Source organism: Nocardia amamiensis NBRC 102102, from assembly GCF_001612745.1.
Taxonomy (GTDB): Bacteria; Actinomycetota; Actinomycetes; order Mycobacteriales; family Mycobacteriaceae; genus Nocardia; species Nocardia amamiensis.
In genome coordinates this window covers 14,804-40,888 of the sequence record NZ_BDBA01000063.1, presented here as the reverse complement: position 1 = coordinate 40,888, position 26,085 = coordinate 14,804, and the positions used below count along the sequence as shown (strand labels likewise).

Below are 26,085 nucleotides of genomic sequence, written 5' to 3'. Positions count from 1 at the left end.
GCTAGCGAGAGTCGGGGAGCGGTTCCACGGTGACCGGGATTCCGTTGAGGGCGGCGTTTCCGCTGACGGTGTCCAGGAACAGCGGATCGGTGACATCGTTGGCGCTCGCGCCCGCGACGCGGGCGGCCACGGACAGCCGGCTTTCCGCCGCCGCGTGCCCGTACCCGTGGGGCAGGCTGACCGTGCCCGCCATGATGTCGGTGGTCTGCCTGACGTCCACCCGTACGGCGCCGGTGCGCGAGCGCAGCACGGCGGGCCCGTCGGCCAGTCCGAGGCGGGCCGCGTCGGCGGGGTGCATGAGCAGATGGTGGCGCTGCGGGCCGGCGACGAGGCGGGCGGAGTTGTGCATCCAGGAGTTGTTGGAGCGCAGATGCCGTCGGCCGATCAACAGCAGTGACCCCGGATCTCCTGGAGCTGCTCCCAGATCGGAGCGCAGTGTGTCGAGAGCATCGGCGATCTGCGGCGGCACCAGGTTCAGTCTGCGGTCAGGAGTGCGCAGGCGATGCTCGACGCCTGGCCGCAGCGGTCCCAGATCCAGCCCGGCCGGGTGGGCGAGCAGTCGGCGCACGCTCAGCCGGTAGCGGCCGAAGCGCAGGAGCAGGTCCACCAGCCGACGCGGTGGAGTCCGCAGCCGCACCTCGGTGGCCAGGGCGGGCCTGCTGAGGCGACGACGCAAGACCCGCATCCGGCCCCCGCCGAGGTGGCGTTGGTAGGCCGAGCCGAGGTCGCGGAAGATCTCCCAGTCGTGCCGCGCGCCGCGCGGCTTCGGCAGCACCGCGGGAGAGTATTTCGCGGTATTGCGTACCGCGAAGGCCCGGAAAACCAAGTCGTAGTGGTCTCGTTCGAGCGCGCTGGTCGGCGGCAGGATGACGTCGGCGTGGCAAGTGGTCTCGTTGAGGTAGAAGTCCACGGCCACCATGAAGTCGAGGCCGTCGAGGGCAGTGCCGAGTGCGGCTCCGGCTGGAGTGGACAGCACCGGGTTTCCCGCCACCGTCAGCAGCGCACGGACCTGTCCCTCGCCCGGCGTCGTGATCTCCTCGGCAAGTGCGGCGACCGGAAACTCCCCGGCGAAGGAAGGAAGCCCGCGCACACGGCTGCGGCGGCGGCCGAAATGGCCGGGGTTGAGCAGCCGCGTCATGTCGATGGCCGGGTCGGTGAACAGCGTGCCGCCCTCGCGGCCCAGGTTGCCGGTGATGATGTTGAGCACCTGGATGGCCCACTGGCACACGGTGCCGTGGCGCTGGGTCGAAACGCCGAACCGGCCGTAGCAGGCGGCGGGGCCTGCATCGGCGAAGGAGTGGGCGAGGCGGGTGATCGTGGCGGCGGGCACGCCGCTGAAACGGTCGGCGGCTTCGGGAGTGAACTCGGCGACCGCGTCTCGGAGCTCGTCCACGCCCGTGATGTATTCGGGCAGGTGCGGTGCGCGGTCGCGCAGGATGACGTGCACCATGGCCAACAGCACCGCGGCGTCTGTGCCGGGACGGATGAACACGTGCTCGTCGGCATCGGCGGCCGTTTCCGTGCGGCGCGGATCGACGACGGTGACCCGACCCCCGCGCTCGCGGATCTCCCGCAGGCGCCGCGCCATGTCCGGAGCGGTCATCAAACTTCCGTTCGACGCACGGGGGTTGGCGCCGAACATGAGGAGGTGCTGGGTCCGGTCGAGATCCGGTTCCGGAAGGAGGAACTGGTGCCCGTACAGCAGTGCGGAAACGACCTGGTGCGGCAACTGATCGACCGAAGATGCCGAGAAGTGGTTGTGGGTTCGCAGCAGTGAGGCGAACGCGGACCCGTGGGTCATCGCGCCGAGGCTGTGGACCGACGGGTTGCCCAGGTAGACCGCCACCGCATTCGCGCCGTGGCGCAGCCGGGTCTGAGCGAGTCCGCGCGCCGCCGCATCGATCGCCTCGGACCAGTCCACCTCCACCCATTTCCCGTCGATCTTGCGCATCGGCCGCCGCAGCCGGTCCTGGTCGCCGTGTACGTCGGTCATCGCCACGGACTTGGGGCAGACGTGGCCGCGGGATAGCGGGTCGTCGCGGTCGCCGCGAACACCGACAGCCGTCCCGCCCTCGACGGTGATCTCGACCCCGCAGATCGCCTCGCACAAGTTGCAAGCAGCCTTCACTGTGGTGCCGTGCTCGGCTGCAAGACCGAGCTTTACCCGTCCCGCCTTGACCAACGCGTCGAAGGCTGCCCCGGTCGCACTCATGGTGTAGTCGCCTCCGCGAGAAGATTATCTGAACATGACGTCATGTTATGTTTCGATGTGTCTACCATGGACCGCGTGCCCGACGCCAGCCCGCTCCGCCGCGAACCGGTCCAGCAACGCAGCCGCGAACGCGTCGAGCGGATCCTCGACGCGGCCTTGCGGATCGTCACGATCGAGGGCACCGACGCGGCGACCGTCCGCTCGGTCGCCGAACGTGCCGGTGTTCCGGCCGCCACGGTGTACCAGTTCTTCACCAACCGCGAGGCCATCTTCGAGCAGCTCCTCGCCCGCGAACTCGCGCGCCTCGACGGCGAGCTGGAGGAGTCCCTCGCCACCGCACGGCCACACCCGGACATCGCGGCGGCCGTCGCGGCGTTCTTCGCCTTCCACCGCCGCCACTACATGTCCCACCCGGACTTCGTCGCGCTGTACTACGCGTCTCGGCACAACGAGACTCTCCGCGACGACATCAGAAAACACCTCGGCACGCTCACCGACCTGCTCCACCGCCACCTGCTTTCCACCGGCCTGCTGGCGCCCGGCACCAGCAGGCACGTCGTCGAGGTGGCGGTGGAACTCGGCGACCACATCTTCGAGGTGGCCCACCAGCGCGGCGACGAGGGTGACGCGCTGACCGAGGAGGGCCGGATCGCCATCACGCGCTACTTGCAGGTCTACGCGGGTGCGCGGCGGCATGACGAGCGGGTCATGCTGGGTGAGCAGGAGGCCCATGCCGAGCCGATGGCTTCGGCACAGGGTGCCTAGGCATCTCCATAGCGGTCGCGGGCTTCGACCGAGAAGGCTCGCCCTGCGTTGGCCGGAGTCGCGCAGCGTGCGGACCATCGAATGCCCCGCTCGGGACGCAGGCGGCTCCATGGTGTTCGCGGCGGAGCTGGATCGCCACCCGCGCCTGCGCCAAGAGCAGAGCTTTCTCTCGGCGCAGGCGCGGGCTGGACAGTCACTGACCACAGTCCGCGAGGAGAGAACGCGCAGTGTGCGGTTCGGACGACGTGCTAGGCGAACCGGGACAGCGGGTCGGGGATCACTTCATGCCGTCAGCGCCTTTGCAGTCGTTGGCGGCTTTGGCGGCGTCGTCGGCGGCTCGGGTGGCTTCGGCGGCAGCCGAGACCGCGTCCTGTGCGATCTGTGTGATCTTCTTCCCGCGGACTCGCGCGCGGTCGTCGGCGCTGGCGGCGAGGGCGTCGGCGGCGGCGCGGGCCTTTGCGGCGCGGGTTCGGCCGGCGTCGTCGTCCGCTACGGCCTCCAGGAGATCGGCGCGCCTTACCGAATCGTTGACGGCGGTCGGGAAGGCGGGCTCGGTACGGAAGCGGTCGTGGATGTGCCCGGCACCGCCATTGATATCGAACGTGCCCATCTCGAGCGGCGGCCGGTAGGTGTCCAGCGGACCGAGGGGTTCCTCGAACCGCGCGGTACCGGCGTGCTCGTCAGTGAGGCGACGTTCGTAGGCGATGGCGGCTTCGGCCATTCTCTGGGCACGCGTAGCGGTATCGCGGGCGGCGAGGCCCAAGGCTGCCGCGAAATCCGCGTCCATGCGGGCGATACCGCATTCACCGGCCGCCGAGTGCGTCCGAGCCGAGTCGGCCAGACCGCGTGCGGCCTCGGCCAGAGCGCGAGCGTCGGTGACCGAGCGGACGAGAAGATTATCGGCGGCGGTGTGGGCGATGTCGCGGAAAGTGCGCGTGAGGACGCTGACGGTGATGTTCTGCGCGGCCATGGCGGCGCGGGCTCCGGGGGAAACGATGTCGGCGGAACCACGTGTCTTTGCTCGAGTCATTGCGTACCTCCTGTGTGGCCACGATCGGGGATACTTCGGTCGACTACGAACATCCGGCCCGACACTCACGGGTGGGAAAACGCGTCAGCTGACGGCGTGCGTCGGTGACGGGCCTGGTTTTGCGACTGCTCATGGACGGGTTCGGTAGCTGAAACGTGCCGTGATCACAAATCCCCAGACACGCCTGGAGCGAATGTCGGCACACTGCTACAGCGTGGTCAGAATTCGGCTGACCGCGACGCACTCGGGTAGGCGCCTCGCTGAACGGTTATCGGGCTGATCGCCGGGCCTCAGCCGATGGATGCCCTGAAGTCCGCGCCCTGCTGGAATGCTTGCGCGACCTCGGCGACCTCGACGACAGGGTAGATCTCGTACTCCGCGCAGAAGCCGAATTTGGCCGGACCGTCGGCCAGGTCTATCGGATTGTCGGTCTCGATAACCGCGAACCCGCCCTTGCCGTCGAGTCGGCTGACGAATTGGTGGTATGTCGTGCTGGGCGACGGCTTCCAATTCGCGAACACTTCCAGCGCTCGCCGGATGCTGGCTTCATTCTCGGCCGCGGAGCCGTTCCAACCGAAGGTCCAGGAAACCACGTACTTCATTTCATCCTCCTAGGGATGGCCGAAGTTGCTGGTCTCGTGCGGATACCCGCAGCGGAGCAAGACATACCCGCACATTGTCATCGCGCTGTCTACGGGTCATGCGGCACAGATCATCGAAGCGGGGATAGGAATCCAGGGGTTCGCGCAGACACCGACCCACAGCGGTGCATACATGCTCAACATGACGGGCTCCACATGCGTTGATGTCGGCACCGGCTTGTTCGCCACATGGACAGACGCGGGGTGCGCGATAGCCACACCTGAGCCGAGAATGATCATCGGTCCAACTAGTGCCGCTGCCGCGGAAGCGCGAAATGTGTTCTTTTTCATGATGTTCCCCTCAGACGACTGCTTACTGACGCTCTCCTCCAGCGCAGGTTTCCAACCAGCTGCGCACCATCAACTTTGCTCGGAGGATTCGCGGGAGAACATCAACCCCAGGGTCGGAATCTCTCGCACCCTTGGGGCCCACCACAGGTCCGCCATCGCAGGGCAACGACCACCACAGGACGAGCCCGAGAGGAGCTCGACCCCTGATGCGAGGACGGCGTTCGTGCCCGTGAGAGGTGGGCACGAACGCCACCCTATGCACTGTGTCAACCCGAGATCGGCAAGAACACCAGCGGCATCCAGTGGTGGTCAGCGCGGGCGGCCACGGTAGTCATGGCAGGCCCTGCCGTCGGCGGGCGAGCTCGAACGCGACGCATCCGGAGTGCTCGATCCGGCCGCTTCGGTGTAGATGCGCAAGCCTTCAGCCAACTTGTCGGCCATGATCTCGAGATGTTCGGGAGGCAAGTGCTTCCCGAAGGCCGCGGCGTCCAACAGTTGCCTGCGTACGTCGTTGATCTGCATCTGAGCGAACGGGATGGGTTCGAGTTCCGCCATGCTCCGGAACACTACATCGAATCGAACATACTTTCGATATCCATGTGATGGCGGAACGAACGCGATCGAGCATCGCGGCAGCATCCACGCCGCCTCACGGCTCTGCACTCCCAACCACTCCTCCGCGGTTCCGTTGCGGTCTTCGCACTCCGGCACACGGTCGGCAGCCCGCACTCGGACTGCGCCTCCGCTGCTGACTCGCCCCCGGCGACAGGCGTTGAGGGAGAGCACGCCGGTCGAGGCGAATCGCAGTGGGGCGTACTGCCCGATCGGGGGGCCTCAAGGAGAGAGGACAGCCTGGAGGAGGCCGTAGGCGAATCTCAGCCGGAAGGGCTCACCGCTCGCCACGTGTCGAGCTGTCACGACTTTGTACGACGGTCCCCAGGCTTCGAATTCTTCGATGCGATCGAAGGTTCCGGGCAGCTCGCCTTCCAGGATTTCCCACGGAGCCAACACCGGATCCGATGCCCGACCGTTCCGGCGAATGAATTCTGGCGTATCGAACATATCCCCGGTCGGATCGAAGGAGACGACGTACAGGAAGTCCTTCCAGACGGGCAGCGAGAATGCGAAACTGCCTTCTCCGCGTGGGCTCGGTACCCGAACCCGGTCCAACATGGGAAGGATATTGCTCGCGGACCCGCCTTCGCGTATCCACAGCGCCCGGTGGACGTCGGCGGATCTCGCGAGCATGTCCTCCTTCGAGGAGCCGAGCTCGTCCAGCGCAGCGGTCAGGAGCGACTCGGGCGCATCCATGGTCTTCAGCAGATGCAGCTGAAAATCAGCTGATCCCAAATTGCTCGTCGACATCGGATCTCGCTCTCTCGATGGTGGGGAACTCGCGGTCGGCGAGGTTCGCGCCGTGCTCGTCGGTCACGGCGACGTGGTGGGTGTCGGTGTCGACCCCGACGAAAATGGGCGATTCGGGGATAGCGGCGGCCAGTGTCCGGCGCGCGGGAGCCCGAGGGTGATCATTACACCAGTGTGCCCGGCGACGGCGGCCTTGCGAAGCCATGCCTCGCTCCCAGCAGGATCACCATGCGTGACGAGCAGGACGCCGAGAGCCGTGGCCGGCGCGAGGGGTCCGCGGCACATAGGGAAGGGCGAGAGAGTTCGGCACGGCGTCCATGAGGACGCCGTGCCGAAGCCGTCGAAAGCCGGTTCGTCGACGCGACTCAGACGGCCATCAGGAATTCGTCTGGAGACTCCCAGTTTCGAATTCCTCGGCGAATCGGTGATTTACATCAGACACAGCTGAAAGCCACTGATCGCAGATTGATTGTCGAGCTCCGATTTCTGTTCTCACCTGTGATACGAACTGCCCGGACTGTAGAGGTCGACATCGGCTTCGTGCTGCTTGGCGTCGGGGCCGGGGTAGACCTCGATTCTCGCCCCTTGGACAGATCCGTCCGGCGAGACCAACAGAACCGGCACATTCTTCCCGCCGTATGTCGGCAAGACGGCGACGTCGCCGTTCTTCGTCATGGCCACTCCCCCGTTTTCGGGGAATGCCGCCTTCGCCGCCGCGAGAGCGACTTGAACCGCGTCCCGTTGGTCGAGCTCGAGTTCGGTGATCTTCTCTCCGATGTACCCGCTGACGCTTCCTCCTGCCGCGCCTGCCGCTTTCGCGGCTTCACCGATCTGTCGACCGGTCTCGGCGAGAACCTGATCCTTGTTCGGCGGCGTGGCGCCCGGCTCGTAGTTGTCGGCCAGGGCCTCCGCCACTTTCATGAGGATATTGCCGAGGGCGTTTCCCGCGGCCATCGATGCTTCCGCCGCGAGTCCGAGCGCCCCCACCACCAGTAGCACGGCTCCTGCCGCCGTACTCGCATCGCGTGGGATGGAGCCTTCTGGTTGCTTGCCGGTGAGGTCATGGGAGTTGATCGGGTCGGCGTTGACGTAGTCGTAGTCGTTCGCCGAGCCGCCGGACACCGGATCGGTTTGCAGGAATCGTCCCAGGACCGGGAGATAGGTACGCGCCCCCATCTCCAATGCCTGTTGGCCCGCGAGGTGCTCCACCGGCACGATGTGCTCCCCGAGGTAACCGAAATCCATTCCACCGGTCGCGGTTTCGGGGATGGGAATGTCACCGATGACACCGGTGACGGGGTCGATGTTCTGGCCGTACGGGTCGTAGAGGTGCAGACTTCCGGTGCGCGTGCCCGCTCCGTCCGCGTTGAACATGATGTCGCCGTGGATGTTGGGGTAGGCGTAATTGCTGGGTTTCGCGCCGGTGTAGGTCTTGGTGAGCACCACCCCGCCGGACAACCGCACGACACGTTGGAGGAGATTGCCGTCGCCGTCGAGCACGAAGTCGATGACGCCGTCGGCGGCGGTGTAGCCGTATCGCGTCTGCGCTGTCGTGCCGCCGGTCTGGACCGTCCGCGCCATGATCCGGTCGTTGACGTCCCTGGCGTAGCGGATCGAGGTGCCCGCGGCGGTGGTGGTCACCGCGTGACGCCGGGTGGAGTCGTAGCCGAGGGTGTCACCGCCGATCTTGGTCGTGTTGCCGTAGGCGTCGTACTCGAATGCCAACGCGGTGGCGCCATTGGTGGACAGCAGCCGATCGGAGCCGTCGTAGCAATAGTTCGTGACCGCGGCGGGCGCCCCGTCGAAGCTGTCGCTGAACGAGGTGCGGTTGGAGTTGAGTCCGGCGTTCTGGTCCGGCCCGCAGCCGTCGGCTCCGTCGAAGGCATAGGTCAACTGGTGGTGCGGGACTGTGGCGGCGGTGAGCCGCCCGACCCCGTCGTAGGTATAGGAGGAATGGAACGTTCCGCCCGCGCTGTCGCTGATCGTGTCGTCGACGATGCGTTGGTCACGAGCACGCACGACGGTGTCGCTGACCGTGGTACCGCCCGTGTTCCAGGTGACGGAGGATATCGTGCCTGCGTCGTTGCGCCCGATCCCGAGGGTCGAGCCGTTGCCGTAGGCGGCGCTGACGAGGATGCCGGCGTTGTAGCTCGGGGTGGCCACGGTGACGCCGTCCAGGGTCAGCTTCGTGAGCTGAGTGGCGTTGTCCCACTGATAGTTCAGGGTGGATGTAACCCCCTTGACGACGCTGGTCGCGCGGGTCTTGCGGCCTGCGCTGTCGTACAGGTTGGTCGTCACCACGCCGTTGGTGTCGGTGTAGGAGACGACCTGTCCGACGAGGTCGACCACCGAAGTCGTCGAACCGGATTCGTCGCTGACCCGCTGGACGAGCGGGTCGCCGTTGACCGCGTAGTCGTAGGTGACGGTCCGCGCGGCTTCGGCGCCGACGGCCGGGAAGAACTCTCGAGTCAGTCGTCCACGGGCGTCGAAACTCTTGCACGACCACGGTTGGGTGTCGATGCGCGAGGCGACGACACGTCCCGCCGCGTCGTACACGATCTCGGCGGTACTGGAGGAACCGCCGGAGTTCGCGGCCGAGGCGATCGTTCTGACCATTCCCGCCTGACTCACCGCGGTCGATTGCGCGTCGCACGGGTTCGCGCGAGTCTCGGTGTCGCCGTAGTAGCTGTAGGTCGCGCGCTGAGCCGCGTCCGCCACATCACCGCCCGGAAGGGCTTGGGCGAGCTGACGCAGATAGCCCTGGCCGGGCTGCTCGAATCTGGTGCGGCGCACCAGATTCGCCCCGTCCGGATCGTGGGCGACCGCGGTCACCAGCGAGAGCACCGGATCGATCCCGTTGGCCGGGTCCGAGTAGCTGGTCCGGACCGTCCGCGACGGCGCGCGCCCGGCGTTGGGATCGGAACTGTTGTCCGCGGTCTTGGTGGTGTGCAGCCCGTAGCGAGGTGCGAGGGCTTGGCCGGGCACGGTGACGGCATCCTGCGCGCCGGGGAGCTTCCAGGTGAGATCGAGCGCCCCGGTATTGCCGGCACGGTTGTAGTACTCGACGCGGACCCGATGCCAGGCGCCGGGTGTCGTGTTGGTGTAGGTACCGGTCACCGTGGTGAGGGCTTTGTCGCTCCAGGAGTCGATGATCGAGACATCGTCGATCCAGAGTCGGACGCCGTCGACAGCGGTCGAACCCATGGTGTAGGTACCCGAGGCGGGAAACTGCATCTCCCCGGAGAACCGGGCGGACCAACCGCCGCTGTTCGCCACCGGCGGGTCGGCGCCCCAGGTCGCGGCCAGACTCCCGTCCGGAGTACCGATGCCGGTCTGCCACACCGCTGGTTTGCCGGAGAGCGAGGGGTTGTCGTAGAGCTGGGCTTGCAGGCCCCTCATGCCTTCGTCATAGCCGATGTGTTGGTGCGGGATCGTGGCGGCGCAGGCTGCCGTCGGCAGCTGTCCGTCGAAGCATGCCGCCGGGGCCGGGCCATAGGTATCGGTGAGGCGGTCGGCGTGATCGTAGATGCGGGTGGTTCGCCGCCCCGTCGTATCGATGACGGCAGTCGGTTTGTCCTTGGCATTCCACTCCATTCGAGCGGTGACATCGTTCGCGTTGGCCTCCGACAGCACTCGACCGGAACCGTCGAACGTGACTGTCTTGGCCGGAAGGATCGATACTCCGGCGCCTGCCAGATTCACCTTCGTGACGTTCTGCCCGATTGCGCCCCATTGATAGATGTGCATGCCACGCGCGTTCAAGGTGCGACCGTCGGGGGCAGGCGCCCAGATCCTGTCGGGGCGGGCGCCAGGGGCATCTCTGCCCACCACCGCCCAATAGTCGTAGACGGAGGTGTAGGCGATCGAGGTGACCTCGGCCGGGGTGGCGGCCGTGGACTGGCGGGCGAGCCAATCGGTGGCCAAGCTGCTGCGCACCTGGTTGATCGGACCGATCTGCGCGATAGCGTTCTGTGAGGTCAGGTTGTTGAGCCCGTACTGGGCGATGTAGAACTGAGCGGTGGCTTCGCGTTCGTAGGAGTAGTCACGAATATCGCCTCCAGGGTTCTCGATTCGGTCGAGCGTGCCTGCGATCGAGTACCACAGCCGCGTTTCGGTGCCGTCCCAGTACTTGATTCGGCACAGCATCTGGTTCGGCGCGTTGCCGATGACGTCCTCTCTGAGGAAACTGCCCTCGCCGTTGTAGCCGTCCGCCACCATGACCTTGCCGGGCGGCTTCGTCGCGCCGCCGTAGCAACTGTTGCTGTTGTCGGTGTTGTAGTACAGCGTGTGCGAGCGACCCGAGACCGGATCTCTGACCTCGGTCAGTCGTGGCAACGCGCCGCTGTAGTTGTATTGCAGCGCTGACGGTTTCTTCGAATCCAGCACCGAGGACACCATGGCCAGCGTGCCGTCGGCGTTGAACACCGAGAGGAGATCGCCCTCGGTCACGGTGATCCTGCCTGCAGTGTCGACCGCCAGGACGCCGTCCTCACCGACCGGCGGCGCGTACCCGCCTGTCGAGGTCTTCACCCAGGTGTGTTTGGCGCCGGTCGCATCGGTCAGAACGATCGACCCGTCGAGGCTCTCGGCGTCGGTGTAGCCGCTGCCCTGCATCGACAGCGTCCATCCCGCGGGCAGCGAGGGCAGGTCGGCCGAGTACAGCCACTCGGTCTTGACCACCTGGGGAGCGATGTTGTGCGCGCGAGCTCCGCCGAATCCGCTGTTGTCGGTGCTCTTGGTCCACAGCACCATCTTCGGCTTCTCGGTCGTACGGTGATACAACTCGACCTTGATCGGCACCCGCTGGCCGACGGTGAGCGACACCTCGCCGGGCTGCTTGGCCGACACGGTCGTGAAATCGGCCGCTAGTCCCGCGGAGTTCGGATTGTCATAGACGAGCTGGTTGTTCACCCAGATCTTGGCGCCTTCGGCGTGCAGGCCGCCGAAGCGGTAGTCACCGGTGGCGGTGGCCTTGAAGTGGCCCTCCCAACGGACGACGTACCAGTCGCTGTTCAGACCGGTCGGCAGCGGGTTCTCCCGCCACGGCACGTTGTCCATATTCTGGCTGAAGATGTTGCCCCAGTCGAGGTTCACCGTCGGCTCGGTGCGAACCAGAACGGGGACAGCATCGGGGGTGCCGGTATGCGTGGAATCGTTGAAGTAGGAGGCGCGGATTCCCCCTGGCTCACCCTGACGGGAGTTGTAGGCCAGACCGATACCCGATTTCCCTCCGAGAGAATCGAACTCGGGGCCCCCGGCCTCGGTGTGAACATTTCCGTTGTACAGGTTCACCGTGACCGGACCCACCCGGTCGTTGGAGGACTCACCGGTTTCACCGGTGCGCTGGTTGATCGTGAAGTGACCGACCCACTGCGGAGTCGTCGTCGTCACCCCGCCTTTCAGCGCGGTCAGCACCGTCCAGGTGTACTTGCCGCCGTCGTGCAGGATGTTCTTCGGAACGGTCCAGCTCGGATTGTCCAGGCAACCCGAGTCCACGACGCTGCCCGAGCGGCCGTCGAAGCCGGTCGAGACCTTGAAGCAATAGGTGGTGCCGTCACCGGAGGGGTTGGTCACCGGGTCGACCGACAAGGTCGGTGTCGTCGTCGCGATCACACTCTCGTCGGCCGGACCGGCCAGGGTCGCCGCGGGGGGCGGTGTGCCGTAGTCGACGATCAAGCTCGCCTGCAACGTCTTGTACGTCATGGCGTCGGTCTCGCCGCCCGTCAGCAGGAACCAACCGGTGTTGTCCCCGGCCGTGACCTTCCCGGCGAGGAATCCGGTCAGCGCGGACGAGAACATCGTTCCGGCGTCCCCGAGCGGAGCCGAGGCCAGCAGCGGCCCATTGGCGTTGTATCCGAGGGGGTTCGCGGCCTGATACAGGTTCGATGTCGCGGGCGCGGCGGTACCGGTCGCGCCGGTGCGCTTGAAATCGATCCGGGCGCCGATCACGCTCTTACCGAACAACGGGGCCAAATCGAACCGGAACGTCGAGCGCCAGAACTGATTCGTGTTGTTCGGGCGCGAGTTGCCCACCGCGATGCCGCAAGTGTTGACGCATTCGGTCACGGTGGTGGAGTTGTAGGCCCGGGTTTCGGCGGTATTGCCGAACCCGTAGGTGTAGGTCGGGTCGACGGTGATCGGGAACACCCGAGCCTCGTCGGTCAGCCACTTCGTGTCCACCGCCACGGTCAGCTCCCATGCCTCCCCGGCACGGTCGAGCGAATACCGACCACCCGTGCGAGCGGACACCGTCTTCCGGTCCTCGCCTGCCGAGTCGAACACCTCGATCGGCGGCAACGCGGCGACCTGCGCGCCCCGTGCGTCGGTGATGAGCACACCGTCGTTCTCGAGCCGCGGGGTCAGTCCGTCGCCGAGCTTCATGGTGAACACCCAACGGCCCTCACCCACCGACCCGACGTCCTTGACGATCACCGACTCCTTCACCGCACCGGGCTCCACCGTGTACTGGAGGTCCTGTCCGTTCAACACATCGGGATACAGCACCGTCGAGCCCTCGACCACGCCGCGGGATCGCTGGGCGCCGTTCAACGAGATCGACACGGGCGCGGTACCGGTGTCCACGCTCATCAGCGCGGGATCGTCGGCGAAGGCGGAGAACCGGGTGTTCGCGCCGTCGCGCGACACCACCGCGGCGTCCTGCCCCGCGATGAGACTGGTGTCCATCGCCACCCAGCCTCCCTGGTCGTCGCGCACACTCACCGGAGCCTGGTGCAACACCACCGAGCGCGAACCGTTCGCGTTGCGGTAGGTCACCGACTTCTCGGTGCGCGACTCCTCGACCGATGTCGCCGGATCGAAACCCTCACGCACACCCGTAGCGGTTACCTCCGCACCGCTCAACGGCGCGAAATCGGCTGCGGGAGGCGCAGATTCCGGCTCCAGCTGCCGAGGCTCCGGCCCTTTGGCCGGATTCAACACCGGCACCTCGGTCGCCGTCTTGGGCGCAGGCGGCGCGGGCGGCGACAGCCACACCCGCGCCAGCGAAACACCCAACGCCACCGCCACCACGAGGATGACCAGATGCAGAAACGACGTGTAGTACCTGTGTATCCAGATACGACCACGACTGCGTAGTTTCATGATTTCCCTACAGATCAGACGCCGCATATCGACGGCGGAACCATGTGGCCGACATCTGTTGATGCGGACACCTGCCGACACGAGCGCATCCGGATCCCGACGGAACCGGGTGCGAGCATCATCGGCACTTTCTTCGCATGACGAACCGACTCATGGAGCGCTGCACCGAACGGGTCGCTCGGTGAAGGCGCGCGCGCCGGTCTATCCCGTGCTCACCCGGTACGAAATCCCCTTCGGGCGTTCACCGGTCGCCGTCCGTCATCGCCCCTCACCGGGTCCGGGAGGAGACCACCGATCCGGGGCTATCGACAACGAGAAATCTGCGTAGGACACCCCAGATCGCCGACGAGCGCGATCTTCTCGGCACCCGAACTCGACAGACACGGATCACCGGGTTGTGACCGGCGCACCGCGCGTCCATGATTCGGAACGAGGTGCGTCGATACGTGGAACACGGTCGCGAACTCGACAACGCAGGAGCACGCCCACGCGCAGATGGCGGCGCAAACGACGGCGAGGGTACCGCCGAACCGATTGCTGGAAGAGGTTTCTCGGGAAAGCCCGATGAAGGCGCAACTATGGCGCTGCAACAAGCTTCACCTAAGTAGCGCTCGGAGTCAATACATCGAAACGAACACGCAGCTCACCGCAACCATCACCTGACAAAACAAGGCAGCGAACCGGTGGTCACGCCGACGGCGCCGACTCCGCACGAGTGCCCGCCCCGCTACGCACCACGGGCCGGTGGCAGCGAAGGTGGTCGAGTTGCCCAGCCATCAACCCAACGCCGGCACGCATCAGTTCGACTCATGCAGGCCAGTGTCCTGCCAGTGGAGCCGCAAGCGTCTTCACCCAGGCGCGCGAGATACGTTGCGTTCGGACTGACCTCTCAGATCGGTACAGCCTCAAGGCCGCCTTCATCGATTCCGTCGTTGGAGGTGTCCGAGGCTTCCAGCAGTGCACGCAGATACACCTGGGTGGACTGGCCACGGGCAGCGGCACGAGCCGCGATCGCGTCCCCGCACTTCCTCGGATACGTCCTTGATCTGAATCGCAACAGCCATGAGACTCACGGGTTCGCATACACCGTGCGTGCGGCCCATCCACCCTGTTCGTGCCAGGTCTTGGCAGGATGGAAACACCGCCTGAGCTGGGAAGGAGCAGCCTCTATCACGCATGGCAGCACCCCTTCGAACCCCTCGCGGGCAGCCAGGGTGCTGCGTGTCCGGGTGATCGATCAGACGGGTTTGCGCCGATTCTCTGCGGTACCGTCGGCGAATGTTCGCACTCGTGGTGAAGTTCGACTTGATCGACGCCGACAAGGCGGCAGCGTTCGACCTGCTCGTCGCCGAAACCGTGGAGGCTATTCGCGACCATGAGCCCGGCACGCTCGTGTACGTCACGCACGCGGTCGAAGGTGAGCCGCTGTCGCGGGTCTTCTATGAGGTATATCGGGACCGGGCCGCGTTCGATGAGCACGAGCGGCAGCCGCATACGCGGCGCTTCCTCGACCGGCGCGGCGAGTTCGTCGAGTCGTTCCGTGTCGAGTTCCTGGCCCCGGCGTCGGCGAAGGGGTTGCCCGTTTAGAGCCGATTTGTGATTCCGCACCACACAGCGAACCCGTGCACGGTGTCGACGCTGCGCGCCTCGGCACGCGCCAACGCCCGTACAGTCTCGTGGACACCGGGGTTGTAGCGGGTCTGCGCTGGTGCAATCGACTTCGCCGTCAGCAACGCGTCGAGGGCACGACGACGGTCACCGTGCAGCAGGTAGGCGCGGGAAAGGTCGATGTAGTGGTGCCCGGCGCGTTCCTTCGGCGCGTCGGCGGGGATTACAAGCGTGCGGGCGCGGTTCAACGCCTCGGTGCCGTCCATGGCCTCGACCGCGAGCGCGACACTCCAGATTCCGACGTTGGTAGGGCCGAACGACAGGATCGGGTCGCGATCATCGCCGACGCGTCCAGCGGTGGCCTGGGCCTCGGCGAGGTGCTGGTCGGCGAGGTCGCGTTTGCCCGATCGGGAGGCGGCGAGCCCGGATTGCAGGTGCAGGCCACCCCAGGCGACCAGATCATCACGCTGCCCTGCGCCGAGTCGCGGTTCGATGCTCGCGCGGCAGCGTTCGAGGAACGACAGCGCGGCCGTCCAGTCGCCGCCGGAGGTGAGCAGTGCGGCGCGTTGGAACTGCGCGGTGGCCCGCCACAGCGGACTATCGACCTCGGCGGCAGCCCAGGCGATTCGGTCGACCGCGAGCGCGGCCAGATCCGCATAGCCGAGCTTGTATGCGAGGGAGTGCGTCGAGTAGTACAGCTCGCACAGCATCACCAGAGCGCGATCCCGATCGGCGCCGCAGGTGCGGTGCACAACGGCGCGAACCTCGCTGAGCAGTGAGGGCAACGCGCCGCCGAGTCGGTGGAATGAAGCGTTGCGTCGATACCGGCACACTTGTTCGACGTCGGCGGCGATCTCCGCCAACCTGCGTAGTTGGGGGACGGCAGCGTTGTCGATGTCGTAGGCGGCCAGCTCGGTGCGCAGGACCGCAATCGCGGCGTGCACCTCGGTATCTGCCGGAGCGGGCGGGAACGGCTGGCCGTTGAGTTCAGCGACCGACACGCGCAACGCCTTGGACACCGCGCCGAGAAACGCGGGTGTGGCAGGCACGCGGCCCTGTTCTACCGACTGGACCAGCCCGACTGACACGTTCGCATTCGCGGCGAGCTGCCGTTGCGTCAGTCCGCCCAGCTTGCGAGCTTGGGCTACTCGGGCCGCTACGCCGCTGCGGTTCTTGCTCATGCTCACCACTCCATCCTGAGTGCGCCGAGGCTCCAAGGGTACGAAAATCCTTCGGACTTCGAGGGTGTCTGCGCTGCCAACGTATGCCTCAGCCCTCGCGCCGGGTCGAACTCGATTCCCTGGCGCGAGGGATTGCCACGGACAGCAGGGGACGGAAGGGCGCAGGGGATGGACGCGATCGGCTGGATAGATCCGTCATCGCCGACACCGGAGTGGGACGCAGCCCAGGTGCGGCGACTGGCGCGGCGATTGAGATACGCGCTGCACTGGGCCGATGCGGGTTCGACACTAGGTCTGGTCGAACAGATCACGGCGTGCAGTGCCGATGTGGTGCTGCTGCCGTCTTCGGCGCACATCGACGCGGTGACCTTGGATCGACTCATGGCCGTCGTCGACGTCGAATGTGCCGCGCCCCGTGCATCATTCGCCCGCTGGACGGTCATAGGTGGGATGCGATGAGCGGGGCTCAACTCGGACTCGCGGTTGTGGTCGGCCTGCCGCTCACGGTCGTTGTCGCCGTGATCTTCTGGCCCAGCGACTACGACGACCACGGTAAGTGACTCGCATCAGACAACTGGGAATGGCGGCCCAAAACTGGATGACACCTTGGCGCATACAAGTAGGTAAGCGGAATCGAAAACCATTCCGTCGCAAATAATTCGGAGGGACTCTATGAACGCGAGCAAGATGGTCGTCAAGACCGGCATCGCCGCCCTGGCGTTGGTCGCGCCGGTTCTGGCACCGGCCAGCGCCGGAGCTGCACCAGGGAACGGGAACGCTGCATGCCACATCACGGCCGACAACCCACACCATTCGAAAGGGTCGCCTGGATGGATCGTGGGCAAGGGGCGAATCTCCTGCACGGCCGACATCGACTCGCTGGAGATCGTGGTGCAAATCGAGCGGAGGCAAGGCGGCAAGTGGGTGGTTGTTTCCGGCCCTGACAAGACCCCATATCCTTCACCCAAGGCGAACCAGAAATATACTGGCCAGTCCAATTTTAGGTGCGAGCCGGGGGAGTACCGAACGGCTGCGAGCGGTAGCGGCATATACGGCGGACGCCCGTCCAGATCGATGGCCTGGCAGTACTCCGGTACTGTCACCAACCCCTGCGGCTGACAAGGAGCGATTGAAGATGAGCGAACAGGGTGGCTGGGACGAATTCGTTGTGGCGCTGTGTGATCTGGCAGTGAAGTACAACGCCGACACCTTCCTCCACGAATCCCTGGTGCTGCTTACGGCACGCGCGATACAGCCTGGCGACAAGTCGGGCAGGATCGCGGTCACCCGGTTCGACGACGAGGCCGCCCGAATAGAAACTGGATGGTGTTTCAACATTGTCACCGACTACGTCGCCGAGGACACCAGTCAGCCGGTGCCCGCACTGAGACTTATCGAGGCGATTTGCCGCGGCGACGCCGAAGAGCACTGCCTGATCGATGCCGATGGACGTTGGGTCGGAGTTCTCCTCAATGCGTGGGGGGAAGGTGGCAGTTGGAGGTCAGGTGACCATGACCGGCCCGAGAAGCGGGCAACGCGACGGTTCCCGAGCTGGAAGGAAGCCCCGTGACAGCAGCCAAGAGCTGTGCGGTAGGGCCGGTCAGTTCGTTTCGGCCAGTGAACGATACGGCGCCGCCCGGCTGACGCCGGGGTTTCCGCGATCACAGGCATTGGCGAACTGGATTGCGGGTCCCTGTGTGCGGCGTCGGGGACTGGTGGGCCCGGAAATACGGGAGCCGCCGACCGGCTTCGCATCTGTACCTTGCGGCGATTGCTGCCAACGTCCGTGGCGGACTGACGCTGCTCCGATGGAGACTGGCCAATGCATGGCAGATGGGTGGCAAAGGAAAAGGCGGTAGAGCACGAGGTAAAGGGCATCCTCGTCGTGACCGGGTGGAACGACACTCCACTCCGTGACCGCATTGAGCCAGTTTGCCCGGACCAGATGTTGCAGTACGCCGTCACACGCGGACACTGCCTGGTCAGTGCTGAACACCACGGGCAGGCTCGAGGGGTGGGACGCGCTTGAAATCCTCCAGCACTATCCGGATAGCGACCCGGCTTCGACACGCAGCTCTCAGCACGGAGACGATCTGGCAGAGGTGGCTGACCGGGCTTGAACTGCCCTTGCCGCTTCCGGCCGCCGGGCAACGCAGTAGTCGCAACCACTTCTGGGGTGCTCTAGCTCTACCTGCATCTCCTTCGGTGGGCGCAGAGGGGATCGAACCCCCGACCGCTGGTGTGTAAAACCAGTGCTCTACCGCTGAGCTATACGCCCGTGCCGTGACCGGCGGTTTATGAATCTAGCGCGGCGAGCGCTTTCTCCCAAGCCGCCTGGTCACGGGGCTCTCCGGGGCCGTTCATCTCGGCGAAGCGGATGTAGCCTTCGCGGTCGACGACGAACGTGCCCCGGTTGGGGTAGCCGGCTTTCTCGTTGAAGACGCCGTATGCGTGGGCTACCGCGCCGTGCGGCCAGAAGTCCGACAGCAGCGGGAAGGTGTAGCCCTGTTCGGCGGCCCAGATCTTGTGCGTGGGCGGCGGGCCGACCGAGATCGCGAGGATTTCCGCGTTGTCGTTCTGGAACTTGGGCAGCTCGTCGCGGACCTTGCACAGTTCGCCCTGGCAGATCCCGGTGAACGCGAGCGGGTAGAAGACGATCAGAACGTTCTTCTTCCCGCGGTAGTCCGCCAGGCTGACTTGCTGGTTGTTCTGGTCTTTCAGCGTGAAATCCGGCGCGAGAGTGCCAACCTCTAACGGCATAGCGAATCCTCCATCGTGTCGGGTTCCACCGGGCGGGGGTGCGACACCGCCCTGGTGGAAACCTTAGCGCGGCGGGTCAGCGCTGCTTCGAGGGAGCCTTGGGCTGCACCAGGCGACTGCCCGTCCACGCACCGAGGCTGATCGCGGAGGTCTGGGTGAGACCGGCGGTCGGCGCGGACTCGGCGATCTCGCTGGGCTCGACATGTCCCGGCTGCCCGGTCTTGGGCGTGAGCACCCAGACGAAACCGTCGTCGGCGAGCGGACCGATCGCGTCCATCAACGCATCCACCAGGTCACCGTCGCCGTCGCGCCACCACAGCAGCACGACGTCGATCACCTCGTCGGAGTCCTCGTCGACGATTTCGCCGCCGACCGCCTCCTCGACATCGGCCCGCAGGTCGTCGTCGACGTCCTCGTCCCAGCCCAATTCCTGGACAACCAAGCCGTGTGAAATGCCAAGCTTCTGAGCGTAGTTCTGCGCGTCCGCCGCGGCGACCACGGTGGTGTCCTCCTCAACTCCCGACAATAGATAGTTGCAAGCGAACATGGTTATGAGCTTCAGCGCAAGCCGATCCGGTGAAATAGCTGCCGAATGTCGTGTTGCGATGGTGTGTCAGGGCGTGCTCAGCGTTTCGGGCAGGAGTCGCGCACGGCGTTGCGCGCGTCGTTCACCCGTCTGCTGGCATCGTTGAGCGACGCGACCGGGGCGAGGTAGGTCATCGTGCGCGTTTCGGCGGCCAGCGCGCGCGCCGCGCTCACGTACTCGGTGAACAGTGCGGCCAGGTCGGGCGGCAGCATGTCGCTGGCGGCGTTCACGCCGCTATCCACCGTGTTCGCGGCGTCCTCGAGGGTCTGGACGGCCGCGTCCCGCTTGGCGACGTAGTCGGGCGCGTTCGAATCGTGCGCGTCGACGAATTCGTTGTACCTGGTGACGCCGATGCTCGTGGTGGTGGGGAACTGGCCGCAGTTGTCGGCGATGGCCGTAGCCTGGGCCGCCGCGCGCCGCGAGGAGGTCGCCGCCGCCGACGAGGACGCCGCCTCGGTCTTGTACGCGGCCAGATCGCTCTCGTTCGGGCTCGCGGAGCCCTCCACCTGGTTGGCGCATCCGGCCACGATCAACCCGATCGTGATGGCGCCGGTAGCGCACACCATTCCGAACCCGCCTGGGTTCAGCAGCTTCATCGTCCTCCCCGCTCCTCACGGCTGCCGCGGCTCATGCTCACCTTGCCTGTCGAACTTACTGGATTTGCGACTGAGATGATGACCTGGGACGCACCATCGGCAAGGATGGATGGTGCGCCCGAACCTTTCGTAAACGGGCGGTCCGCCAACCACGCGAGCCCGCCCGGGGAAATAGACGCCATCAGCATGTCCACCCCTGTACGAGGAGCAGTTTTGACCGACCTGATCCACTCTCCCGCACCGGCGAAATCCGCCGGCGCCAGCTCCGCCCCAGCTCCCGCCGTGAGCCGCGATCCGAATGGGTCGCAGGCGCCGCAGCAGGGTGGCCGAGTGCGGGTGATCCGCGAGGGGGTGGCGTCCTACCTACCGGACATCGACCCGGAGGAAACCAGCGAATGGCTAGAGTCGTTCGATGAGATGCTCGACCGGGAAGGCCCCGGCCGTGCGCGGTACCTCATGCTCCGCCTGTTGGAGCGGGCCGGTGAACGTCGTGTCGCCATCCCGTCGTTGACCTCCACCGACTACGTCAACACCATCCCCACCGAGAACGAGCCGTGGTTCCCCGGCGACGAAGAGGTGGAGCGGCGCTTCCGCGCCTGGATCCGCTGGAACGCCGCGATCATGGTGCATCGCGCCCAGCGTCCCGGCATCGGCGTCGGCGGGCACATCTCGACCTACGCGTCCTCGGCGGCGCTCTACGAGGTCGGCTTCAACCACTTCTTCCGCGGCAAGGACCACACCGGCGGCGGCGATTCCATCTTCATCCAGGGTCACGCTTCGCCGGGCATCTACGCCCGCGCGTTCCTGGAGGGCAGGCTCTCGACCGGCCAGCTCGACGGGTTCCGGCAGGAGTACAGCAACGGCGGCCCCGGCCACGGGCTCCCGTCCTACCCGCACCCCCGGCTGCTGAACACCTTCTGGGAGTTCCCCACGGTGTCCATGGGCCTGGGTCCGATGAACGCGATCTATCAGGCCCGGTTCAACCACTACCTGCACGATCGCGGCATCAAGGACACCTCCGACCAGCATGTGTGGGCGTTCCTCGGCGATGGCGAGATGGACGAGCCGGAGTCGCGCGGCCTCGCGCACGTCGCGGCTATGGAGGGCTTGGACAACCTGACCTTCGTGGTCAACTGCAACTTGCAGCGCCTGGACGGCCCGGTGCGCGGCAACGGCAAGATCATCCAGGAGCTGGAGTCGTTCTTCCGCGGCGCGGGCTGGAACGTCATCAAGGTGATCTGGGGTCGCGAATGGGACGCGCTGCTCGGCGCCGACCGCGACGGGGCCCTGGTGAACCTTATGAACAGCACCCCCGACGGCGACTACCAGACCTACAAGGCCAACGACGGCGCCTACGTTCGTGATCACTTCTTCGGCCGCGATCCGCGCACCAAGGCACTGGTGCAGGACCTGTCCGACCAGGAGATCTGGAACCTCAAGCGCGGCGGCCACGACTACCGCAAGGTGTACGCCGCCTACGCGGCCGCGATGGCGCACAAGGGCCAGCCGACGGTGATCCTGGCCAAGACCATCAAGGGCTACACCCTCGGCAAGCACTTCGAGGGCCGCAACGCCACGCACCAGATGAAGAAGCTGACCCTGCAGGACCTCAAGGACTTCCGCGACCTGCAGCGGATTCCGATCAGCGACGCCGAGCTGGAGAAGGATCCGTACCTGCCGCCGTACTACCACCCCGGTATGGAGGCGCGGGAGATCCAGTACATGCTCGACCGGCGCCAGGCGCTGGGCGGATTCCTGCCCGAGCGGCGCGCGGCGGCCAAGCCGCTGAAGCTTCCCGGCGACGAGGTCTACCGCTCGGTGCGCAAAGGCTCCGGCAAGCAGAACGTGGCCACCACGATGGCGCTGGTACGGCTGATGAAGGAACTGCTGCGGGATAAGGAGATCGGCAAGCGGATCGTGCCGATCATCCCCGACGAGGCCCGCACCTTCGGTATGGACTCGTGGTTCCCTTCGTTGAAGATCTACAACCGCAACGGCCAGCTGTACACGTCGGTCGACGCGGAATTGATGCTTGCCTACAAAGAGAGCGCCGTCGGGCAGATCCTGCACGAAGGCATCAACGAGGCGGGCTCGACCGCGTCGTTCACCGCCGCGGGCACCTCGTACGCCACCCACGGCGAGCCGATGATCCCGCTGTACATCTTCTACTCGATGTTCGGCTTCCAGCGCACCGGCGACGGCCTGTGGGCGGCCGCCGATCAGCTGGCCCGCGGTTTCGTGCTGGGCGCGACCGCGGGGCGCACCACGCTGACCGGTGAGGGTCTGCAGCACAACGACGGGCACTCGCTGTTGCTCGCCGCGACCAACCCGGCCGTGGTGACCTACGACCCGGCGTTCGCGTTCGAGATCGCCCACATCGTGCGCGACGGCCTGCGCCGGATGTACGGCGGCGGTTCCGCGCCGGAGGCCTTGGCGCCGCTGCCGGGCACCCGCCCGCACGGCAGTGCGGGTGAGTTCGGCGGGGAGGATGTCTTCTACTACATCACCCTCTACAACGAGCCGTACCCGCAGCCCGCCGAGCCGGAAGACCTGGATGTCGCGGGTCTGCTCAAGGGCATCTACCTGTACAAGCGCGGGGGCGAGGGCGCGGTGCGCGCTCAGATCCTGGTCTCCGGCGTCACCGTGCCGGACGGCCTGCGCGCGCAGGCGCTGCTCGCCCAGGAATGGGGCGTGCAGGCCGATGTCTGGTCGGTGACTTCGTGGGGCGAACTCCGCAAGGAGGCGCTGGACAAGGAGATCGCCGCGCTGCGCGACGCGGGCGCCGAGCCGGGCGTCCCGTACGTCACCGAGGCGCTGTCACGGGTCGAGGGCCCGTACATCGCCGCGACCGACTGGATGCGCGCGGTGCCCGATCAGGTCCGCAAGTGGGTTCCCGGTGACTTCACCACGCTCGGCACGGACGGTTTCGGCTTCTCCGATACCCGCCCGGCCGCGCGACGGGTGTTCAACGTCGACGCGCAGTCCATCGCGGTCGCCGCGCTGGCCGGCTTGGCCCGCGCGGGCAAGATCGACGCCGCCAAGCTCGCCGAGGCGGCGGCGAAGTACCGGATCGCCGACGTGGACGCCGCGCCGAAAGCGGCGGTGAGTTCGGACGAAGACCTCGCGTAGCGGAATATTGGATGGTGGACCGTAAACCGCCGCGGCCCCGGCGGATCTCCGAAGGCTCCTCCGAGCACGAGGTGTATCTGCCGACGGGCGCGCTCTCCCCGAACCCGCAGACCCGCGACCCTCTTCCGGACACGCTGCTCAAACGCGTCAAGCAGTTCTCCGGCCGCCTCTCCACCGAGGCGGTGGGGTCGATGCAGGATCGGTTGCCGTTCTTCGCCGATCTGGACGCCGCCCAGCGGGCCGGTGTGCAGATGCTGGTGCAGACCGCGGTGGTGAACTTCCTGGAATGGCTCCAGGACCCGGACAGCGACATCCGGTTCAGCCTGGACGCCTTCCAGGTGATCCCGCAGGATCTGGCGCGGCGGCTGACGCTGCGCCAGACCGTGGACATGGTGCGCGTCGCCATGGAGTTCTTCGAGCAGTGGTTGCCCGCGCTCGCGCGCAACGACCGGCAGCTGGTCGCCCTCACCGAGGCGGTGCTGCGTTACGGGCGCGAGCTCGGGTTCGCCGCCGCCTCGGTGTACGCCAGCGCCGCCGAGTCGCGCGGCGCGTGGGACACCCGGCTGGAGGCGCTGGTCGTCGACGCCGTGGTGCGCGGCGATAGCGGCCCGGACATGCTCTCCCGTGCCGCGACGTTGAACTGGGACGCGACCGCACCGGCGACGGTCCTGGTCGGCACACCGCCGGGCGAGCAGGGCGTCTCGTCGGTGGGAGCGGTGCATTCCATCGCGGCACGGCACGGTCGCGCCGCGCTGGCGGTGGTGCAGGGCACCAGGCTGGTGATGGTGGTGTCCGGGCATCTCGGCGATACCTCGTATGTCTCCCCGTTCCTGGCCGACCTGCTCGCCGAAGTGTTCTCGGACGGCCCGGTGGTGATCGGGCCGACCACGCGCACCCTGGGTGCGGCGCATGCCAGCGCGGTGGAGGCACTGGCGGGCATGGAGGCCGTGGTGGGCTGGCGCGGGGCGCCGCGCCCGGTGCACGCGGCCGAATTGCTACCGGAACGAGCTTTGTTGGGTGATCGGGCTGCGATCGACGCGCTGAACGAGTACCTTGTCCTACCGTTGGCCGCGGCGGGGTCGTCGCTGGCGGACACCCTCGATGCCTATCTGGATTGCGGTGGAGCGGTCGAGACGTGTGCGCGTCAGCTGTACGTCCATCCAAATACGGTCCGGTATCGCCTGAAGCGCATCGCCGAGATCACCGGCCGTGATCCGATGAATCCGCGCGACGCGTACGTACTCCGGATCGCCGCAACAGTGGGTCGTTTGACACGAACCCGTAACGAATCGTCAACACCTACCCCAGAAGTCACCCAAGTCGCGTTCGGTCACGAGGGCGTGTAACGCGTTCGGGGAATCGGTCGATTCGGACAGGCCACGTGGTCTTTTGTGGAACCCCCACAAAAGCTCCTCGGAACCTTCATTCGCGTCGACATCTCGTGCGGCCGGTCTCACAGTGTTTTCTTAGAGACGTGATCGCGTTGTTCGCCCCTGGACAGGGCTCTCAGACACCCGGCATGCTCGCGCCTTGGCTCGACCTTCCCGGCGCGAACGAGCGCCTCACGCTGTGGTCCAAGGCCTCCGGCCTGGACCTGGTGCGTCTCGGCACCACCGCGACGGCCGAGGAGATCACCGACACCGCCGTGACCCAGCCATTGGTGGTCGCCGCGGCGCTGCTCGCGTTCTCGGAAGTTCCGCAGGACGCGCTCCCTGCCGCTACCATCGTTGCCGGACACTCGGTCGGCGAACTCGCCGCCGCGGCGGTCGCCGGAGTTCTCTCCGCCGACGACGCGGTCCGCTTGGCCGCCATCCGCGGAGCGGAGATGGCCAAGGCGTGCGCGCTGGAGCCGACCGGTATGTCCGCGGTACTCGGTGGCGATGAGGCCACCGTGCTCGAACGGCTCGCCGAACTCGACCTCGTCCCGGCCAACCGCAACGCGGTAGGCCAGATCGTGGCCGCGGGTCGGCTGGACGCTCTCGCCGAGCTCGCCGCGAATCCTCCGGAGAAAGCCCGGGTTCGCGCGCTGCCCGTCGCGGGCGCGTTCCACACCGCGTTCATGGCTCCGGCACAGGATGCTGTGACCGAAGCCATAACGAAGATCGCTCCGAACGAGCCGACCAAGACCTTGCTGTCGAACTTCGACGGCAAGCCCGTCGCGTCCGGACAGGACGCGATCGACAAGCTCGCCGCGCAGGTCACCCGGCCTGTCCGGTGGGATCTGTGCACCGAGACCGTCCGGCAGGCCGGTGTCTCGGCGGTGGCTGAGCTGCCGCCGGCGGGCACCCTTGTCGGCATCGCGAAACGGGAACTGAAGGGCACGCCGACGCTGGCCCTGAAGACCCCCGAAGACCTCCCCGCGTTGGCTGAGCTGACCACATCCGGCTAGCTTTCCTCCGCGACCGATGCATCCATATGCGAGGTCGTGACCGAGCAGGTGGTAACCATCTGCCTGCTCGATCCGAAAAGAACCAGTAGAGCCCTACAAAGTATCAAGAAGGGAGCCACGAAGTGGCAGCTCTGACCCAGGAACAAATCGTCGAGGAACTCGGCAAGATCATCGAAGAGGTGACCGGTATCGAGCCCTCCGAGGTGACGATCGAGAAGTCCTTCGTCGATGACCTGGACATCGACTCGCTGTCCATGGTCGAGATCGCGGTGCAGACCGAGGACAAGTACGGCGTGAAGATCCCGGACGAGGATCTGGCCAGCTTGAAGACGGTCGGCGACGCCGTCGGCTACATCCAGAAGCTCGAGGCGGAGAACGCTGAGGCGGCCGCCGAGCTCAAGGCCAAGTTCGACAACGCCGAGTAGGGCCGA

At 66.3% G+C, this 26,085-nt stretch carries 20 protein-coding genes and 1 tRNA gene; 9 read left to right on the top strand and 12 right to left on the bottom strand.

Annotated features, from left to right (window positions below; genetic code table 11):
- Position 1: 1 nt before the first annotated feature.
- A complete protein-coding gene (locus tag NA4_RS14530) occupies positions 2-2,212 on the bottom strand; it encodes a molybdopterin-dependent oxidoreductase (protein ID WP_084497092.1) in 2,211 nt (736 codons plus the stop codon).
- A gap of 75 nt (positions 2,213-2,287) precedes the next feature.
- Between NA4_RS14530 and NA4_RS14525 the strand changes: the two genes are divergently transcribed.
- Positions 2,288-2,977: a TetR/AcrR family transcriptional regulator gene (locus tag NA4_RS14525; protein ID WP_169811043.1), complete on the top strand. Its 690-nt coding sequence runs from the start codon at positions 2,288-2,290 to the stop codon at positions 2,975-2,977.
- 277 nt (positions 2,978-3,254) lie between these two features.
- On the opposite strand, the gene NA4_RS14520 is transcribed toward NA4_RS14525, so the two are convergent.
- From NA4_RS14520 to NA4_RS14500, 6 genes are all read right to left on the bottom strand, one after another.
- Positions 3,255-4,007 (bottom strand): hypothetical protein, encoded by a 753-nt coding sequence (locus NA4_RS14520; RefSeq protein WP_157129011.1) that lies wholly within the window; start codon positions 4,005-4,007, stop codon positions 3,255-3,257.
- A 290-nt stretch (positions 4,008-4,297) separates the two neighbouring features.
- Positions 4,298-4,609 carry a DUF3303 domain-containing protein gene (locus NA4_RS14515; RefSeq protein WP_067470087.1) on the bottom strand — a complete coding sequence of 104 codons (312 nt, stop codon included), beginning with the start codon at positions 4,607-4,609 and terminating at the stop codon, positions 4,298-4,300.
- Between the two features lie 639 nt (positions 4,610-5,248).
- On the bottom strand, positions 5,249-5,494 hold the full coding sequence (locus NA4_RS40365; protein WP_157129010.1) for a DUF6374 family protein: 246 nt from the start codon (positions 5,492-5,494) through the stop codon (positions 5,249-5,251).
- Positions 5,495-5,773: 279 nt separating this feature from the next.
- Complete coding sequence (locus tag NA4_RS14505) at positions 5,774-6,304, bottom strand: hypothetical protein (protein WP_157129009.1); 531 nt, start codon at positions 6,302-6,304, stop codon at positions 5,774-5,776.
- Positions 6,276-6,509 carry a hypothetical protein gene (locus tag NA4_RS40360; RefSeq protein ID WP_157129008.1) on the bottom strand — a complete coding sequence of 78 codons (234 nt, stop codon included), beginning with the start codon at positions 6,507-6,509 and terminating at the stop codon, positions 6,276-6,278. Before NA4_RS40360 ends, NA4_RS14505 begins: the two co-directional genes overlap by 29 nt.
- Positions 6,510-6,796: 287 nt before the next feature.
- Positions 6,797-13,405: a PA14 domain-containing protein gene (locus tag NA4_RS14500; RefSeq protein ID WP_067470080.1), complete on the bottom strand. Its 6,609-nt coding sequence runs from the start codon at positions 13,403-13,405 to the stop codon at positions 6,797-6,799.
- Between the two features lie 1,278 nt (positions 13,406-14,683).
- Here NA4_RS14500 and NA4_RS14495 point away from each other — a divergent pair.
- Complete coding sequence (locus NA4_RS14495) at positions 14,684-14,992, top strand: putative quinol monooxygenase (RefSeq protein ID WP_067470078.1); 309 nt, start codon at positions 14,684-14,686, stop codon at positions 14,990-14,992.
- Here the strand turns inward: NA4_RS14495 and NA4_RS14490 are convergent.
- Positions 14,989-16,194: a helix-turn-helix domain-containing protein gene (locus tag NA4_RS14490; RefSeq protein WP_067470136.1), complete on the bottom strand. Its 1,206-nt coding sequence runs from the start codon at positions 16,192-16,194 to the stop codon at positions 14,989-14,991. The genes NA4_RS14495 and NA4_RS14490 overlap by 4 nt on opposite strands.
- Positions 16,195-16,362: 168 nt before the next feature.
- Here NA4_RS14490 and NA4_RS14485 point away from each other — a divergent pair, with 168 nt between their 5' ends.
- The 3 genes from NA4_RS14485 to NA4_RS14475 all read left to right on the top strand — a co-directional run bounded on the left by NA4_RS14485 (position 16,363) and on the right by NA4_RS14475 (position 17,764).
- Positions 16,363-16,653, top strand: a complete 291-nt coding sequence (locus NA4_RS14485; RefSeq protein ID WP_067470076.1) for a hypothetical protein — start codon at positions 16,363-16,365, stop codon at positions 16,651-16,653.
- Between the two features lie 213 nt (positions 16,654-16,866).
- On the top strand, positions 16,867-17,313 hold the full coding sequence (locus tag NA4_RS14480) for a hypothetical protein (RefSeq protein ID WP_067470074.1): 447 nt from the start codon (positions 16,867-16,869) through the stop codon (positions 17,311-17,313).
- 16 nt (positions 17,314-17,329) lie between these two features.
- The gene (locus NA4_RS14475; RefSeq protein WP_067470072.1) at positions 17,330-17,764 is read left to right on the top strand and encodes a hypothetical protein; all 435 of its coding nucleotides are present in this window, start codon (positions 17,330-17,332) and stop codon (positions 17,762-17,764) included.
- Between the two features lie 636 nt (positions 17,765-18,400).
- Here the strand turns inward: NA4_RS14475 and NA4_RS14470 are convergent.
- From NA4_RS14470 to NA4_RS14455, 4 genes are all read right to left on the bottom strand, one after another.
- Positions 18,401-18,472 (bottom strand) — tRNA-Val (locus NA4_RS14470).
- Between the two features lie 17 nt (positions 18,473-18,489).
- Positions 18,490-18,954 (bottom strand): peroxiredoxin, encoded by a 465-nt coding sequence (locus tag NA4_RS14465; RefSeq protein WP_067470070.1) that lies wholly within the window; start codon positions 18,952-18,954, stop codon positions 18,490-18,492.
- 76 nt (positions 18,955-19,030) lie between these two features.
- A complete protein-coding gene (locus NA4_RS14460; protein WP_067470134.1) occupies positions 19,031-19,453 on the bottom strand; it encodes a DUF3052 domain-containing protein in 423 nt (140 codons plus the stop codon).
- A 125-nt stretch (positions 19,454-19,578) separates the two neighbouring features.
- Positions 19,579-20,136 (bottom strand): Rv2240c family protein, encoded by a 558-nt coding sequence (locus tag NA4_RS14455; protein WP_067470068.1) that lies wholly within the window; start codon positions 20,134-20,136, stop codon positions 19,579-19,581.
- A gap of 282 nt (positions 20,137-20,418) precedes the next feature.
- Between NA4_RS14455 and aceE the strand changes: the two genes are divergently transcribed.
- The 4 genes from aceE to acpM all read left to right on the top strand — a co-directional run bounded on the left by aceE (position 20,419) and on the right by acpM (position 26,079).
- Positions 20,419-23,265 carry a pyruvate dehydrogenase (acetyl-transferring), homodimeric type gene (aceE, locus tag NA4_RS14450; RefSeq protein ID WP_373862790.1) on the top strand — a complete coding sequence of 949 codons (2,847 nt, stop codon included), beginning with the start codon at positions 20,419-20,421 and terminating at the stop codon, positions 23,263-23,265.
- 11 nt (positions 23,266-23,276) lie between these two features.
- Positions 23,277-24,611 (top strand): PucR family transcriptional regulator, encoded by a 1,335-nt coding sequence (locus NA4_RS14445; protein ID WP_067470061.1) that lies wholly within the window; start codon positions 23,277-23,279, stop codon positions 24,609-24,611.
- Between the two features lie 128 nt (positions 24,612-24,739).
- Complete coding sequence (locus tag NA4_RS14440) at positions 24,740-25,654, top strand: ACP S-malonyltransferase (protein ID WP_084497088.1); 915 nt, start codon at positions 24,740-24,742, stop codon at positions 25,652-25,654.
- A gap of 122 nt (positions 25,655-25,776) precedes the next feature.
- Positions 25,777-26,079, top strand: a complete 303-nt coding sequence (acpM, locus tag NA4_RS14435; protein WP_067470056.1) for a meromycolate extension acyl carrier protein AcpM — start codon at positions 25,777-25,779, stop codon at positions 26,077-26,079.
- Positions 26,080-26,085: the final 6 nt, after the last annotated feature.

Bases quoted from the DNA above. Each gene is read 5' to 3' on its own strand.
- NA4_RS14530 (WP_084497092.1), bottom strand. From the start codon at position 2,212: ATGAGTGCGACCGGGGCAGCCTTCGACGCGTTGGTCAAGGCGGGACGG.
- NA4_RS14520 (WP_157129011.1), bottom strand. From the start codon at position 4,007: ATGACTCGAGCAAAGACACGTGGTTCCGCCGACATCGTTTCCCCCGGA.
- NA4_RS14515 (WP_067470087.1), bottom strand. From the start codon at position 4,609: ATGAAGTACGTGGTTTCCTGGACCTTCGGTTGGAACGGCTCCGCGGCC.
- NA4_RS40365 (WP_157129010.1), bottom strand. From the start codon at position 5,494: ATGGCGGAACTCGAACCCATCCCGTTCGCTCAGATGCAGATCAACGAC.
- NA4_RS14505 (WP_157129009.1), bottom strand. From the start codon at position 6,304: ATGTCGACGAGCAATTTGGGATCAGCTGATTTTCAGCTGCATCTGCTG.
- NA4_RS40360 (WP_157129008.1), bottom strand. From the start codon at position 6,509: ATGGCTTCGCAAGGCCGCCGTCGCCGGGCACACTGGTGTAATGATCAC.
- NA4_RS14500 (WP_067470080.1), bottom strand. From the start codon at position 13,405: ATGAAACTACGCAGTCGTGGTCGTATCTGGATACACAGGTACTACACG.
- NA4_RS14495 (WP_067470078.1), top strand. From the start codon at position 14,684: ATGTTCGCACTCGTGGTGAAGTTCGACTTGATCGACGCCGACAAGGCG.
- NA4_RS14490 (WP_067470136.1), bottom strand. From the start codon at position 16,194: ATGAGCAAGAACCGCAGCGGCGTAGCGGCCCGAGTAGCCCAAGCTCGC.
- NA4_RS14485 (WP_067470076.1), top strand. From the start codon at position 16,363: ATGGACGCGATCGGCTGGATAGATCCGTCATCGCCGACACCGGAGTGG.
- NA4_RS14480 (WP_067470074.1), top strand. From the start codon at position 16,867: ATGAACGCGAGCAAGATGGTCGTCAAGACCGGCATCGCCGCCCTGGCG.
- NA4_RS14475 (WP_067470072.1), top strand. From the start codon at position 17,330: ATGAGCGAACAGGGTGGCTGGGACGAATTCGTTGTGGCGCTGTGTGAT.
- NA4_RS14465 (WP_067470070.1), bottom strand. From the start codon at position 18,954: ATGCCGTTAGAGGTTGGCACTCTCGCGCCGGATTTCACGCTGAAAGAC.
- NA4_RS14455 (WP_067470068.1), bottom strand. From the start codon at position 20,136: ATGAAGCTGCTGAACCCAGGCGGGTTCGGAATGGTGTGCGCTACCGGC.
- NA4_RS14445 (WP_067470061.1), top strand. From the start codon at position 23,277: ATGGTGGACCGTAAACCGCCGCGGCCCCGGCGGATCTCCGAAGGCTCC.